Below are 15,116 nucleotides of genomic sequence, written 5' to 3'. Positions count from 1 at the left end.
TAACACACTGAACAACCGGTGGCACATTCAGGCAGAACTACGCTTACATCAATGAAGCGGCAGCTCGACGGTGAACTCTGTGCCACCGCCCGGTTCACTTTGGAGATGAATTCTACCTCCCAGCGATTCCACTTGCGTTTTGGTCATAAACAATCCTATGCCTTTTCCCTCGACGCTTTCGTGAAATCGCTTATACAGTCCAAAAACCTTTTCCCCATTGGTTTTCAGGTCTATGCCCGTGCCGTTGTCTTTGAAGGTAAGCAGGGTGTAACCGTTTGATTGATCACTTTTTATGTCGATAGTCAGCGGTTGATCACGTTTTCTGTACTTAACACTATTAGTAATGAGGTTGTGAAAAATGCTATGCAGATAGCTCTTTAAACTGTACACCTCGTCTGTTTTTGAAAAGTCAATGTTTATCCAAATGTCATTGTGCCCCTGCTCGTGCCCTATCATCAATTGAATTTCCTCCACCAGCCCACGCAGGCTTATTTTTTCCTTTGTTTGGGTAAGCTGCTGACGCACCTGTAATACCTGATCCAGGTCTTTGATCACCTGATCGAGTTTTTTTGTAGTGGACTCCATGGAGGTTAAGCACATCTGAAAGGACTGCTCGTCGAGTGCAGAGGACTTTAGCAGCCCTGAAAGTCCAAGTATATTGGCCACAGGCCCTCTCAAATTATGTGAAACAATATAAGTAAACTGCTCAAGTGCTACGTTTCGTTGCAGCAGATCGTTGGTGATTTTGTCTCTTTCCTTTTCAAGCAGCGTTTGGGTGGTTATGTCTCTCATGGCTCCAACCATTCGCTCCGCCTGGCCCTGGCTGTTGCGAATAATCAGACCCCTATCGCTTACATAGGCCAACTCTCCGTTTTTCCGATAAAACCGATACTCATCTTCCCACACATTCGCTCGGGGATCCTCTATGCAGCTCATCATGTGCTGGTGCACACGAGCCTGATCCTCCTCATGCACCTGTTCTATCCATCCATCTTTGAGCATTTCATCGGCTACGCTTATTCCTCCAAACACTTCAATGAAAGTATTTGAACGATACACCATATCATCCATCAGATTCCAGTCCCAAATCACATCTTTCGTAGCCCTGGTGACCAACTCGTACCTCTCATTGCTCACCTTGATTTGTTCAAGATGATTCTTCTCGTTCGTAATCTCGTGGGTGGCTACGCTCATGCCGATGAGCTCATCATTTTCACTTAAAATGGGATGTATGCTTACTGAAAACCAGCATTCCGGGCGGTCAGCATTTGCATAGTGGGACTCGTAGACCAACTTTTGCTTCGAAAGCGCTACACTTTCCAGTGCTTGCCTTACTATTTCCTTCCTGCCTGGCAGCACGATGTCTTCATATTTGGCACCAATTGTCATGGTGTTGCCTGCTTCTCTTTTAGTTAGTTCATCGGCTTGTCTGTTGAACAATAGAATTCTTCTTTCAGCATCAAGCAGTACAAATGCTGTATCAGTGTTTTCCAGAACATTTTTAAAATTGGCCTTGGCCTCTTCCAGTGACAGAGATGCTCGCTTCTGCTCGGTTACGTCCTGCAGTATCCCGATCACCTTCACTGGTCTGTTGCGCAAGCCGTTAATGATTATCTCACCACGGCCAACTACATGAAGCAACTGGCCCTGTCTGGTAATCACTCTGCATTCTACCTCAAAAGGCGACGATGCCGCCATAGCTTCCCCAACTACTGAGTGCACTCTTTTCCTGTCTTCCGGATGGAGGTGTGAAGTGATTACATTAACGTCAGGAACAATCTCCCCTGGTTCATAGCCTAGAATGCGATAACACTCGTCAGACAACCGAAGAGAGCCGGCAAGTGAATTCAGCGGCTGCTGAAGGCCCATCTCCCAGCTACCCACCCTGGCAATACGCTGAGTCATACTAAGATGAGTCTCCTTATTCTGTATCTCCTCCTGGGCTCTTTTTTGGTCTGTAATATCGTGCACTATGGCAATCAGTCGCAGAGGCTCGCCACTTTCCTCATCACGCACGAGCGTTCCCCTCTGACACACGAAGCATTCGCTACCATCCTTTCTAATCAGCCAGTGTTCCATGCGGCAATCTTCTCCCGATGCAATCATTTGTCCAAGCGTGGCCTCCACCAACCTTTTGTCGGCAGGCAGCAAGTGAGCAAAATAGAGTTCCAGGGTCACCGGCACCTCATTTTTGGCATACCCGAAAATACCGTACATCTCTTCTGACCAATCCAACTGTCCTCTCAGAGGGTTCTGGCTGTCCAAAGTCAATTCCCAGGTACCCATACTACCAATTTGCTGAGACACGAGCGAACGGATTTCTTCGCCAGGCAGTTGCTTTTCAAAATTTTCGTAGGTTTCGCTAACGGTCTGCAGGAACCCTTCAAGATGCGGGGCTATCGTTTCGCCGGCAGAAAGAAACTGCTCAAGCTGGCGCTGTAAAAGCTTATTCAACTGACCAGGTTTTAGTAAATCAGGAGCGTGACGGTCGTTCTCCTCGGGTATATACATAGTGGTTGCACGAAAATTCTTGATAGAACTTTTAAAGAAAAAACTTGATGGTTCCAGGGGAAAGCAATTGCTAGCATAAGCCCGCTCGCAATTTTAGAGAAATTAGCTGAACGAGCAAACATAATGGAAAGGTATAGTTCCAGGCATAACTACATAAAGCCTAGCAAAGGGTCGAGTACTTTAAGCGCCGGTTGTGCCGGGAGAAGAATAAAAGGCCACCCCAGCTTATACTGGCATGGCCTTTCAGGACTTGAATTATATGCTTATTACTGTACTGTTCTTACTCTTACGTCGCCGTAGTCACTGCTGACATTGATGGTGCCGCCCTGGCCGGTGCCCAGCTTACCACGATACTCCTTGCTGTTGTGGTCTTTCACCACGTAGTTGAATTCGAAGGGCACGCCTGAGTACGACATGTCGCAGTACTTCAGGTTGGCTTCCACCGAGGCGTTGGCTCCGCTCTCAAGCCCAAGATCAAACGAGCCAAACTTGCCGTCGAGGCTGATGCGCTGAAAGCCCTTGCTCACCTTGCGTATGGTGAAGTCCCCGGAATAACTTGTGGTCAGGTCCATCGACTTCCGCAGCAGGTCGAGCTCAAAGCCAGAGAAGCTCACCCTGCCGGTAATATTGTTGAGCGAGCCAAATTCCACGCTGCCATACTTAGCGTCGAGGTTCACATCCAGCAACTCCTCAATATCAAGATCCGAAAACTGGCTATTGATAGTGGCGTTGCCCACCTTGCCTATGTCGAGCTTGCTGTACTTCACGGTCATGTCGGCTTTTTTGGTGCTGGTAATGTCACCGCTACCAAACGACAGCTCGAGTCTCAGGTCGTTGGAAAATGTTTCTGCTTTGATATTACCGTAGGCAATGTCGAGGGTGGCCGGGCCATCGTAGGAACCAATGTAGGTGTCGCCAAAGCTGTTCTTCACTATGAGCGGCAGGTTCGAAGGCATTTTGATCGTGTAGTTGATCTCGAACTCTTCGTTGTTGCGGTTGTTCAGGCTACCATCAATCCTCGTCTCAAAAGAAATCGCCTGCGACGACTCCATGATGGTAACGTTGATCTGGTCGAGCATCTTCATGGCCCTGGATTCATTTCGGTTGTCCACTTTGATCACTACTTCCACATCTATCTGTGGCTTGTCCCAGGTGGAAATCTCCACTTTCCCGAACTTATTCCTTACCGAAAACTCCAGGCGGTTATCATTTACCTGGTACGATTTCGACACCCTCTTCTCCTTTTCCGAACCCTGAGCACTCGCCAGGCCTGCCACAAACAGCAGACAAAGAGCCAGTGCCGAATATTTCAAATGTTTATACATGTTCTGTTTCATGGTCTTTCTCTTAAATAGAAACTGTTTCCTCCTGCGCTTTTTTCTGCTGAATCCGCTGCAGAAGACTGATTTGTTGATTTAGAATTTCGACACGCAATTGGAGATTGCGAATCACTGCATCCATCAGTTTCTCATTATATTGAAAGCTTTTCAATTCCTTTTTCAAGTCCATATACATGGAGTCAAGTTTCTCCACATCCTGCAAAAACTCTTCTTCGAGATCGCTATTGGCGAGGCGAAAATCTTCGATCTCCTGTTTCTTCTGGCTGATCAATGTTGTGTAATAGTGATCAGCTTCCACAAACTCTTTGTACTCTTCGCTTACAGCCACTTCATTTCCACCGTTTTCCCTGTACTGCATTACCTTTTCCACTGCAAACCAGGAGCTGGTTAGAAAGAAAAACACAGCTGCCACTCTCCAGGTCCAATTCCACATGGGAACGGGTTCCTTTTTGTCTTTATCAAGCCCTTTGCTAATGTTGGCCCATACCTTATCGGAGGTTTCCTTGTCATCAAACTCCTCCTTGTGGTTGCGAATAAATTCTTCTAAACGACTACTCATAATTCACCTCCGACTTCAAAATTTCTCTCAATCTGCTTTTTGCCCTATTAAACTGCGACTTCGATGTTGATTCTGTTATGCCCAATATGTCTGCAATTTCACGATGATCGTAACCTTCCAACAGGTAGAGCGACAACACTGCCCTAAAACCGTCCGGAAGTTGTGGAATGGCTCTTTTGATCCTCTCCACACTTAACAAAACTTCAGGATCATTTTCAAACGAATTTTGCTCATCGGCAACATCCACTTCGCCGATTTCCTGGTCGCTCATTTCCAACTTTCGTTTGCGAATGTGGTTGATCGCCTTGTTCACCACTATTCGCTTCAGCCAGGCACCAAAGGTGGCGTCACCCTTGTACGACTGAATATTACGAAAGGCACTTAGGAAAGACTCCTGCAGGATGTCTTCAGCATCAGACTGGTTGTTCACAATGCGCCAGGCAACGTTGAGCATGGCTTTGTTATACAGTTTGTAAAGCTGGTATTGCGCCTCTCTGCTCCCCTCCCGACAACTGTCGATAAGGGACTGATGGATATTGACAACGGCGCTTTTCCCTTCCTCCGTCACTGTATATGCTTGTGAATCCTCCAACCTGTATGCAATTGCTTTCTCCAAAACTTTCGAAATTCTATACCAAAGACCTTAGGAGAAATAGAGGGTTGCATGAGGAGGTTAAATGTGAAAAATTGTTCTATTGTTTTTGCTGAATACCGTCGTACTCGTCGTCCGGTTGGCCGTCATTGTCCCAGTCGAGGCGGGAAACGAACCTGGCCTGGTTGTTTTCCAACACCTGAAAAAAGTAGCTATTGTCACCTTCGTCGGATGACAGGTAGAGGCTGTCGCCAATGAAATGCCAATGCCCTCCCGCCTCAAAAATCAGAGAGTCTTTAAGATTATAGTAGCGAGACATGTAGGTACCATTGCTGTTAAAGGTAGTTCGGATTGGCCTCATTTGAAGAATGCTATCCCAGTCACCATTTTTAATAGTCAGCGTGGAATCGGTGGTGCCGTTCGCGATAGTATGCTGAATCAGTTTCAGCGACACATTCCTCCATTCGCCTTCGAGGAGTTCGTAGTTGTCGGGTTGGCTTGCGCAGGAAGCCAGCATGCATGCGAGGCAAACAAAAGAGTAAATAGCCTTCATTGGATCATGATTAGGACATACTAATGGTTCAGTTCGTGTAAAACCCAGGGCATTCGCAACAGCTCACCAAAAAATAAAGCAAACGACGCTTACTAAAAGACACTCCTTCCAGTTGAAAGCTTCCATTTTTTTACAAAAAATCAGGAAGCGTTTTCTATTTATTCAATCACAGTTTTATTGCATATTTACTCAAAGTCTACTACTTATTCCTTATAACTATGAATAAATTATTTGCACTTATTGCCATTTTAATAATTAGTGTTGGATGCTCCAGGGGCATTGAAGCCGATTTGATCGTAAGTGCGAAGCTTATCTGGACAGGCGATGATAGCAACCCACAGGCAGAAGCCATGGCCATCAAGGCCGATACTATACTTGCGCTGGGCAGCCTGCAGGAAATAATAGCCTACAAAGGCCCCAATACTATTGTGGAGGCTTACGACAATAAGATGATCATCCCTGGCTTCATCGACGCTCACACCCACTTTATGGACGGTGGCTACAACCTGCTATCAGTGCAGCTCAGAGACGCCGGCACGCCCGAAGAATTTATTGAACGTATCAAAGCCTATGCAGCCACCATTGAGCCGGGCGAGTGGATCCTGGGCGGTGACTGGAACCACGAAAATTGGGGCGGCGAGCTGCCGCAAAAAAGCTGGGTCGACAGCGTAACAGCCAACAACCCGTTGTTCATCAACCGACTGGACGGCCATATGGTGCTTGTGAACAGCAAGGCCATGGAGCTGGCAAATGTCACCAACCGGCAGGCAGATATTGCCGGAGGAACTATTGTAAGAGATGAAGCCGGTAATATCACTGGCATTTTTAAGGACAACGCCAGGAGACCTTTTTACAAAGTGTTGCCTGACCCTTCTCTCAAACAACAGCTGAGAGCGGCCAAAACTGCAATGGAATATGTGGCCTCTCACGGTGTAACCTCGGTGCATGCACTTAACGATATGAACGATGCCTATGCTCAGCTTCACGAAAAAGAAGAAATGACCACCAGGGTGTATGTGACAGGTTCGCTGGCTAGCTGGCGCAATGCCCTGAAAGATGCAGAAGCGTACAAAGGTGGAGACAAGTGGCTGAGGTTTGGTGGCGTGAAGGGTTTTGTGGACGGCTCCCTGGGTTCGCACACAGCCGCCTTCTACGAGCCTTTTTCTGACACACCCACCGACTCTGGCTTTTTTGTCAATACACCAGACAACCTCCATCGGTGGATCAAAAGTGCCGACTCAGCCGACCTGCAGGTGATGGTACACGCCATTGGCGACAGGGCCATCCACACGCTGCTCGGTATTTTTGAAGAAGTAGAAAAAGAAAATGGTTCAAAAGACCGTCGTTTCCGCATTGAGCACGCACAGCACATTCTTCCTGACGATTTCGCAAGGTTTGCTGAGCTAAACATCATTGCCTCAGTGCAACCCTATCACGCCATAGACGACGGGCGATGGGCTGAAAAAGTAATTGGCGCTGAGCGCATCAAAAGAACTTACGCCTTCAAATCATTGCTCGATGCCGGAGCCAGGGTAGTTTTTGGCAGCGACTGGTTTGTGGCACCTCCCATTCCACTGGAAGGTATTTATGCTGCTGTCACCCGCCAAACCCTGGACGGCGCCGACCCGGACGGCTGGGTGCCTGAACAAAAAATAACTGCGGAGCAAGCGCTCCGGGCCTATACTGTCGATGCTGCTTACGCCTCCTTTGAAGAAGATATAAAAGGCAGCCTTGAGCCGGGAAAACTAGCCGACTTTGTGGTGTTGGATAAAAACATTCTTTCGATACCGGGCGACGAGATCCGAAGCACCAAAGTGATAGCTACGTTTGTGGGTGGAAAGCTGGTATTTATGAAGGAGTGATAAAAACGGCTGGAGTCTAGAAGTCGCCTTCACCACCTTCGAAGTCCTCTCTTTCCTCCCGGCCTCCACCTCTTTTCTTCTGGTTGAGCCGGTACACAAAGCTGACCATAAACTGGCGGGAGCGCCACTGGAATTCGCTCTCCTGATAAAATGTCTCTCCCTGAGTGATGCCTCTCCACTTTCTGGAGTTGAGGATATCTCTCACACTCAGGTTGATCGTGCCATTTCCATTGAGGATGTCCCGGTTCAGGCCCATGTCGATGGCATAGTAGGCCAACCTTTCACCTTGAGGTGTATTTTGAGGCGCTCTGTAGAAAGCATTCACCTGATAGTTGACTTTCTTCCAAAGTGTGACCCTGGAGTTTACCCTCCCGCTCCAAGTGTAGGTATCGGCGTTGAGCGATTCCCCATTGAAGTCACCTTCGATGATCCTCCGATAGAAGTTAAAGTTGAGGCTTGATGTCCACCAGTCAAACCAGTCTTTGGAAATATTTGACTCCACGCCAAAGGCGTTTTCGAAAGCGAGGTTGAGCGGCTGCGAAAACGTTACACCATCGGCATCCACGTAATTCACCCGCTGACTGACGTCGCTAGTCCGGCGATTGTACACGCCAGCGTATACGGTAGACGTTTTGCCATTGACAAGGTAGCCGATTTCATAGCTGTTGGTGAATTCGGGATTCAGGTTCGGATTACCGGTGCGTATGTTCCTTGCATCGCTAAAAGAAGAAAACGGGTTGAGTTCCCGAAACCTTGGTCGGCTGATCCTGCGGCTGTAGCTTACCTGCCAGGAGTGGGTTTCGTTGAGATGATAGTTGGCATGGATGCTTGGGAAAAGGTTGGCGTAAAGCCGGTTGTTTGTTTCGTCGGTTTGCAGCAACAACGTCTGGATATCGGATAGCTCGGCTCTCAAACCAGCCTGATACGACACCTTGCCATGGCGATTGGCAATCAGTCCGTACACAGCATGCACATTCTCGGTATATCTGAAATCATTGGTGAAGTTCACAAGATTATTCCAGGTGCCAATGGAATCCTGCTCTTCCACAAGATAGTTAGTTGAAATTTGTCTGAAAGTACTTCTGAATCCGGCTTCGAATTTTCCGTCCTTAGAAAAAGGGTGTACGTAATCCGACTGAACCAGGAGGTTCCTTTCTGTTTCATCGTTTAACGACCGCTGACGCAACATGATCATTTCTGGATCCTCGCCGTCGAGCAAGCGTTGTTCAATATCGGCATCTTCCGACTCGTTATTGTCCCGGAATTGGGCATATGCCGTTAGTTTGCGGTCTTTATCGTCAAACGACCGCTCGTAGTTCAGCGTCACCTCTGAGTTCAGTTCATTTTCCTGCTCGGTATTGACCCGACCAGTTCTGTTCTGCAACACGTCGTTGCTATTAAAGTCTTCGTAAATCAGATTATTCACATTCTCGCCGTCTTCGTACCTCACCACTCCCGATACGGTAATGATGTCTTTTGGGGTCACAAAGAAATCGGCTCCGGCTCGCAGGTTGTGAGCCCAGCCGCCCCGGGTTCTGTCTTCGGTTCTTCTTGTGATAAATGAGGTGTCAGGAAGCGTATATCGCTGAAAGGAGCTGCCTCCGCCCGGGCTCTCCCGGTAGTTGGCCCCGTAGTTAACAAAGTAGTTTATTTTCTCCCTGCGAAAATTGACATTGGCACTGGCTCCATAGTTGGCCGGGTAGCCAGCATTCAACTCAAAAGATCCATTTACTCCGTTTCTATCATCCTTTTTCAGTACGATGTTGATAATACCGGCCGACCCTTCTGCCTGATAGCGAACCGAGGGATTGGTCACTACTTCAATGCTTTCGATCAGGCTTCCCTGCAACGACTGGAGCCCGTTGGAGCCGCTGATCCCCACCAGCCCGGATGGTTTTCCGTCAATCAAAATTCTTACGTTCTGGCTTCCCCTAAGCGCCACATTCCCATCGGTGTCAACAGTAACAGACGGCACATTGTCGAGCAGTTGCGTGGCAGTTCGTCCCACGTTGCTTGGGTCTTTGCTCACGTTAAATATGCGTTTATCGAAGCTCATTTCCATTTGGCCTCTCTCTGCCTCCACCACCACTTCCTGCAAGGTTTCACTGTCTGCTTCCACAGCTATGGTGCCCAGATTCATGCGTTTCTGCCCCTCCGCTAAGGTTATTCCCGAGAAATACTTGTCTTCGTATGAAACAAACTGCACCAGGCTGTAATAGGACCCGGGTGCCAACTCAATTTTAAACTGGCCCTGGAGGTCGGTAACAACGCCGGATACAAGGCTGGAGTCGGGCGTATAGAAGGAAACCGTAGCGAATTCCAGAGGGTCACCGCTACCCGCATCAACGATCTTCCCTACAACATCCGCTTTTCCTCCTTCCTTTTGAGCGGCAATATCCGCTGAAGTAAATAAAATGAGTCCTGCAATAAAGAATATTGTTGGGCGTGATAAATTCATGATAACTTTGTGTTGTTAAGCGAATGAGAAGTGCGAAAATTTGCCTGAAACAAATGATGAACATCACTTCTTGTCGCCTGGTATACTATTTAGTAAGTGTTTTGACGTCTATTTTGTTCAGAACTTTATGTGTTCGGCACATATACCCGATCAACGGGGCGCAAGTTGAAGTAAATGAGGTGATTAACTATGCAGGTAATTGATTTACCCAACAACACAGAGCATGCACGGTATTTTGCCAGCCTGCCTGACGGGGGGCCCGTGTACCATGAATTTCATCCTGAATGGATCATAGTAGAGCCATGGAATGCCATTTCCTCACTGCTTATCCTGCTTCCGGCAGTTTATTGGGCATTCAAGCTTAACAAGGAGCTAAAGAACTACCTTTTTCTTGCCTACTGCATGCCGTTGCTGTTTTTGGGCGGGCTTGGCAGCACACTCTTCCATGCATTCCGCAATAGTGAGTTTTTCCTCTGGCTGGATGTGTTTCCCACAGCCGTCTTAACCATCTCACTCAGCATCTACTTTTGGATCAAAGTGTTACCCAAGTGGTGGCAGATCATCTATATCATCGTGCCTGCCGCCGCTATCAGGTATGGCATGTATTTTCTTGTGTCACCTCATACCGCACTCAATATTTCCTATGCTATTACGGGCACCCTGCTTTTTCTGCCAATTTTGCTATTGCTAAACAAGATAAAGTACCGTTATGCGGGAATAATTGGTGCTTCGATAGCGCTTTTCGTGCTGGCGCTTGTTTTCAGGGAACTCGATGCCTGGAAGGAAAATGCACTGCCCATGGGCACGCATTTTCTATGGCATATATCGACCGGCGTAGGCGCATTTTACCTGGCAGAATTCCTTTACAGGTTCCGTAGACTGGAGAATTTAAAAGGCGAGATTTACTTAGAGGCTGCCTCCTGAGCGTTTTTCAAAGCTATTTCAAAATCAGGGGACACCTCCAACGCTTTATCAAACATAGCTTTGGCTCCTACATTATCGCCTTGAGCCTTAGCAGCCAGCCCTTTGAGGTTATATAAAGCGGCATGCATGCTCACTTCCTGCGTGGTTTCATCTGCTTTAGGAAACACGATTTTGGTCTCTTTCAATTCCGGCTTTGCCAGCAGAATGTCGGCTGACGTGTTTACTTCCACGTAGTGCTTCACCTGTAGCTGAAGAAAAGCCATTTTGTACAGTGTCAAAGGATTGTTTTGTTTCATGTAAAGCGTCTCGTACTGTGCGAGTGCTCTGTCGGGCAAGCCAAGGCTTTCGTAGCAAATGGCAGAAAGCTCCAGCATCAATGGATTGCTGGGGTTAGCCCTAAGAGCTGCCTGGGTCACAATAGCAGCAGACGAATAATTCTGAAATTCGTAGTACAAAAGAGCCAGTGAGTCAAGTAGCGCTGGGTTTTGGCTATCAATGGCAATCATGTTATAAAGGGCTGTTCTGGCTACGGCAGCATCGTTGAACAAAGAGGCCATCTCAAACACCTGTTTGTTTCTTTTGAACTCGGGCGTAGACTGAGGCGAATCCTGAGCAAAGGATGCAATAGTTCCAAAAAACACCAACATCAACGTACCAACTACTCTTTTCATATTTTTCTTAGTTAATAAGCTTCTTTAACAATCCCGAAATTAACTTCCTCAGTTGAATCACGAAATATTTACGCACGATTTAACAACATTTAACCGATCCTGCTACCTGAATCGATCGGCAGCCAGCCCGGCTACACGATTTAGTCAGGCTGCTAGTTTTTCAACTCCTTTACGGGCTTCAGGCCCATCTTCAATCCTGTTTTCAGCATCAGCTCATAGGCAGGCTCAAATTCATTGCGGATTTCGCCTTCCATGATCGCTTCCTTGATCACTTCCTTGATCTCCCCAATGGGCTTGGAAGGGGGAATGCCAAAGGCCTCCATGATCATTTCGCCTGAAACTGGCGGCTGGAAGTTGCGCACATGGTCTTTGCCTTCTACCTCAGCCATTTTCTGTTCCACCAGTTCAAAATTACTGAGATAGCGCTGAACCCTGTTGTGGTCTTTGCTGGTGATGTCGGCTTTGCAAAGCTTCATCAAGTCCTCCACATCGTCTCCTGCTTCGAACAGCAGCCGACGAATGGCAGAATCAGTTACCTCCCTCTTCACCAAAGCGATGGGTCTCAGGTGCAACCTGACCAGCTTCTGCACATATTTCATTTTTAAGTCCATGGGCAGGCGCATTCTTCTGAAAATCTTGGGCACCATGCGAGCACCCCTGTCTTCGTGGCCATGGAAAGTCCAACCTACCTTGTCGTTGAAGCGCTTTGTGGCTGGCTTGGCGATGTCGTGCATAATGGCCGCCCACCGCAACCACAGATCGCTGGTGACCTGACTAACATTATCGAGCACCTTCAGCGTATGAAAGAAGTTGTCTTTATGCGCCTTGCCATTGATCACCTCCACGCCATAAAGATCTACCATTTCGGGAAACACATATTTGAGGACTCCCGCATGGAACATAAGCTGAAACCCATAAGAAGGCGGGTTCGACAGAATAATTTTATTAAGCTCGTCAGTTACCCGCTCCATTGAAACAATCTCTAACCGATGGGCATTTCTGGTAATGCCTTCCATAGTGTCGGGAGCAATGTCGAAGCCGAGCTGCGCCGCAAACCTGATGCCCCGCATGATTCTCAATGGATCGTCAGAAAAAGTAATATCGGGATCAAGCGGTGTTCTGATTGTTTTTTTGCGCAGGTCTTCAATGCCATTGAAAGGATCAACAAGCTCACCAAACCTTTTCTTGTTCAGGCAAATGGCCATGGCGTTGATGGTGAAGTCCCTGCGGTTTTGGTCGTCCTGGAGGGTGCCATCTTCCACAATCGGCTTGCGGCTGTCAGTCCGGTAGCTTTCCTTGCGGGCGCCAACAAACTCAAGCTCATACTCGCCCCACTTGACCTGAGCAGTGCCGAAATTTTTAAAAATACTAAGGTTGGATTTGCCCTTGAGGCTGCGAGCCACTTGCTCTGCCAAGGCTATGCCACTGCCAACACACACAAAATCAAGGTCTTTGGATGGACGATCCAGGAAAATATCTCTCACAAACCCACCAACAACGTACGCCTCCACACCCAGCTCGTCTGCAGCTTTACCAACAATGGCAAACGCTGGGTCGCTCTCCATAACGCTGAGTATTTTATTCACATGCTCACCCATGGCACAAAGTTAGCCCATTCTCAAGAAAGAATAGCATAAGTAAGAAAAGCTGTATCAGGCTTTTTTCATATCAAAAAAGAAGGTAGTCCCCTTGTCAAGGGCCGTTTCTACTTCCAGTCGGCTGCCCATGTTTTCCACAAATTCATAGCAGAGAAGCAAGCCCAGACCGGTTCCTTTTTCGTCGTTGGTTCCCGATTCGGAATAATGGGTTTCATGCTTAAATAAAAGTTTGAGCTTGTCTTCAGGAATACCCACACCGTTGTCTTTCACACAAATTCTCACAAAATCGCCCATGTCTTTTGCCCGGACAACGATGGCGCCGCCAGTTTTGGTGAACTTTATGGCATTGCCCACCAGGTTCCGGAGCACCACAGTCAGCTGTGGAGCATCACCCATCACAGTGATGCTTTTTTCTGACTCGAAGGTCAATGTGATGTTTTTCCTTTCCACAAAAAGTGTAAAGTGAGACACGATTTCGGCTAGGATGGGTTGGAGCAAAACCGGCTCTATATTGGTTCTAATTCCGTTCATTTGCGTAAGCCCCCAGTGCAGGAGGTTATCGAGTACGTCAAATGACGCATCTACGCTTTGCTTGGCTTCTGGCGCTACTTCCCTGAGCTCTTTCAGGGTTATTTTCTTACTATTCAGCAGGTCCAGCAGCTGTTTCAGGTTGGCCACCGAATTCCGCAGGTCGTGGCCAATGATCGAAAAAATCTTCGATTTTGTGGCATTCATCTCTCCGAGCTTTTTGGCTTGGGCCGCTATCTCAGCGTTCTTGGCCTGCAGTTCGCTATTGTGTTCGTTCTGAAACCTGGAAGCTCTGAACAAAGCAAAAGTTAGCGCAATCAGAAGTCCAATGGCTACAAGGGACAGAATGATGTAGTAATTCTTGGCCCTCGACTCCTGTTCATTAAGTGCTCTTTCCGTTTCGAGCAGTTCTATTTCCCCCTGCTTGCTTTCGAGGTCATACACAGCCTCAATGGACGCTATGATACTTTCCTTGTCAGCGTTGTAAGTGCTATCGCTGATCTCAATATATAGCTTGTAGTTGGTGAGGGACTTCTCATAGTCTCGTTTGCCTTCATATCCCCTGGAAAGCACCATATAGGCTCGCATGGCTATCAGGGACGACCCAAGCTCCTGCCCCATCTCAAGGGTTTCTTTTCCTTTGCGGATGGCTTCATCGTACAACCCCTGCTGAAGATCGATATTGGCCAGGCGCTCAAAGCCAAGTGCCACTATGCGGCGGTTGCCTGTCAGTCTCCCTTCCAGTATAGCTCGCCAATTATAATCCACCGATTGCTCCACGTCGCCCTGATTAAAATGGATGAGTGCTATATGGCTATAAAATATCGGAATAGATGACCTCAACCCCAGCCGGTTAGCGATCGCCAGGCCACGTGTGCAATAGTCGAGGCCTTTTTCATAGTCGCCAAGAGAGATTGAAATACCCCCAAGGTCTCTGTAGGCCTCTATCAGTGGCTTCTCCAGCCCCAATTCTTGTGCTAATGCTTCCGACCGTTGATAATAGGTCAGTGCCATGGTGTAGCTACGTTGCTCAAAAAGGTTTCTCCCGGCAGATAAAACTGCACTGACGAGACCTTCGGAGGGGCCGTACTGTTCGAAAATCCTGATGGCGTCCAAAGCATTTTTCAGCCCGTCAGCGTAATTTCCCTCCACCCAGTGTGTCCAGCCAAGCTTCTCATACCCTCTCGCCCTGGCATAGTCAAATTCTTGTTGCTCGCCAAGCTCCAACAGCTTTTTGGCATAGAAGAAGCCCGAGTCCACATTGGACAGCATGGCAACATCTGCCTTTGACGAAAGCTCATCGACAATGGATGAATCAGGCTTGTCCGCACCTTGGCCAGCACCTCTTTCAGGGAGAAAAAGAGTCAGCAAAAGAAGGCAGACAGTAGGCTTACTCAGAAAGATGAACTGTCTAAAATTATCTCTCTTAAAGAACATGAACTATTTGGTTGATGGTGCTTTTTGGCTTGTAACACCAAATGCTTTTGGGGCACTTAGCTTACCTGCTTTCAATTCCCACT

General features: G+C 47.8%; 11 protein-coding genes. 2 read left to right on the top strand and 9 right to left on the bottom strand.

Annotation, left to right across the window (positions count from 1 at the left end):
• Positions 1-48: 48 nt before the first annotated feature.
• The 5 genes from ACMVP2_RS17540 to ACMVP2_RS17520 form a co-directional block, all read right to left on the bottom strand.
• The gene (locus ACMVP2_RS17540) at positions 49-2,454 is read right to left on the bottom strand and encodes a PAS domain-containing protein (RefSeq protein WP_416864414.1); all 2,406 of its coding nucleotides are present in this window, start codon (positions 2,452-2,454) and stop codon (positions 49-51) included.
• 323 nt (positions 2,455-2,777) lie between these two features.
• Positions 2,778-3,848, bottom strand: coding sequence for a hypothetical protein (locus ACMVP2_RS17535; protein ID WP_416864413.1), 1,071 nt, complete (start codon positions 3,846-3,848; stop codon positions 2,778-2,780).
• A gap of 10 nt (positions 3,849-3,858) precedes the next feature.
• Complete coding sequence (locus ACMVP2_RS17530) at positions 3,859-4,410, bottom strand: hypothetical protein (RefSeq protein WP_339793121.1); 552 nt, start codon at positions 4,408-4,410, stop codon at positions 3,859-3,861.
• On the bottom strand, positions 4,403-5,026 hold the full coding sequence (locus ACMVP2_RS17525; protein ID WP_416864412.1) for an RNA polymerase sigma factor: 624 nt from the start codon (positions 5,024-5,026) through the stop codon (positions 4,403-4,405). The genes ACMVP2_RS17530 and ACMVP2_RS17525 overlap by 8 nt, the downstream gene beginning before the upstream one ends.
• A 76-nt stretch (positions 5,027-5,102) precedes the next feature.
• Positions 5,103-5,555: a hypothetical protein gene (locus ACMVP2_RS17520; RefSeq protein WP_339793123.1), complete on the bottom strand. Its 453-nt coding sequence runs from the start codon at positions 5,553-5,555 to the stop codon at positions 5,103-5,105.
• A gap of 218 nt (positions 5,556-5,773) precedes the next feature.
• Between ACMVP2_RS17520 and ACMVP2_RS17515 the strand changes: the two genes are divergently transcribed.
• Positions 5,774-7,417, top strand: coding sequence for an amidohydrolase (locus ACMVP2_RS17515; protein ID WP_416864411.1), 1,644 nt, complete (start codon positions 5,774-5,776; stop codon positions 7,415-7,417).
• Between the two features lie 16 nt (positions 7,418-7,433).
• Here the strand turns inward: ACMVP2_RS17515 and ACMVP2_RS17510 are convergent, their stop codons facing one another.
• Positions 7,434-9,875, bottom strand: a complete 2,442-nt coding sequence (locus ACMVP2_RS17510; protein WP_416864410.1) for a TonB-dependent receptor domain-containing protein — start codon at positions 9,873-9,875, stop codon at positions 7,434-7,436.
• Positions 9,876-10,064: 189 nt separating this feature from the next.
• Between ACMVP2_RS17510 and ACMVP2_RS17505 the strand changes: the two genes are divergently transcribed.
• Complete coding sequence (locus tag ACMVP2_RS17505) at positions 10,065-10,799, top strand: ceramidase domain-containing protein (RefSeq protein WP_339793126.1); 735 nt, start codon at positions 10,065-10,067, stop codon at positions 10,797-10,799.
• Here ACMVP2_RS17505 and ACMVP2_RS17500 read toward each other — a convergent pair.
• The 3 genes from ACMVP2_RS17500 to ACMVP2_RS17490 form a co-directional block, all read right to left on the bottom strand.
• On the bottom strand, positions 10,778-11,470 hold the full coding sequence (locus tag ACMVP2_RS17500; protein WP_339793127.1) for a tetratricopeptide repeat protein: 693 nt from the start codon (positions 11,468-11,470) through the stop codon (positions 10,778-10,780). The genes ACMVP2_RS17505 and ACMVP2_RS17500 overlap by 22 nt on opposite strands.
• A gap of 152 nt (positions 11,471-11,622) precedes the next feature.
• A complete protein-coding gene (locus ACMVP2_RS17495) occupies positions 11,623-13,035 on the bottom strand; it encodes a CCA tRNA nucleotidyltransferase (protein WP_339793128.1) in 1,413 nt (470 codons plus the stop codon).
• Positions 13,036-13,122: 87 nt separating this feature from the next.
• Positions 13,123-15,033, bottom strand: coding sequence for an ATP-binding protein (locus tag ACMVP2_RS17490; RefSeq protein WP_416864409.1), 1,911 nt, complete (start codon positions 15,031-15,033; stop codon positions 13,123-13,125).
• Positions 15,034-15,116: the final 83 nt, after the last annotated feature.

The organism is Imperialibacter sp., assembly GCF_048007035.1.
Classification (GTDB): Bacteria; Bacteroidota; Bacteroidia; order Cytophagales; family Cyclobacteriaceae; genus Imperialibacter.
Note: the sequence above shows the minus strand (reverse complement) of the source record. Positions and strands in the feature narration are given on the sequence as shown.

Excerpts from the sequence above, each read along its gene's own strand:
- ACMVP2_RS17535 (WP_416864413.1), bottom strand. The coding sequence starts at position 3,848 with ATGAAACAGAACATGTATAAACATTTGAAATATTCGGCACTGGCTCTT.
- ACMVP2_RS17530 (WP_339793121.1), bottom strand. The coding sequence starts at position 4,410 with ATGAGTAGTCGTTTAGAAGAATTTATTCGCAACCACAAGGAGGAGTTT.
- ACMVP2_RS17520 (WP_339793123.1), bottom strand. The coding sequence starts at position 5,555 with ATGAAGGCTATTTACTCTTTTGTTTGCCTCGCATGCATGCTGGCTTCC.
- ACMVP2_RS17515 (WP_416864411.1), top strand. The coding sequence starts at position 5,774 with ATGAATAAATTATTTGCACTTATTGCCATTTTAATAATTAGTGTTGGA.
- ACMVP2_RS17510 (WP_416864410.1), bottom strand. The coding sequence starts at position 9,875 with ATGAATTTATCACGCCCAACAATATTCTTTATTGCAGGACTCATTTTA.
- ACMVP2_RS17505 (WP_339793126.1), top strand. The coding sequence starts at position 10,065 with ATGCAGGTAATTGATTTACCCAACAACACAGAGCATGCACGGTATTTT.
- ACMVP2_RS17500 (WP_339793127.1), bottom strand. The coding sequence starts at position 11,470 with ATGAAAAGAGTAGTTGGTACGTTGATGTTGGTGTTTTTTGGAACTATT.
- ACMVP2_RS17495 (WP_339793128.1), bottom strand. The coding sequence starts at position 13,035 with ATGGAGAGCGACCCAGCGTTTGCCATTGTTGGTAAAGCTGCAGACGAG.
- ACMVP2_RS17490 (WP_416864409.1), bottom strand. The coding sequence starts at position 15,033 with ATGTTCTTTAAGAGAGATAATTTTAGACAGTTCATCTTTCTGAGTAAG.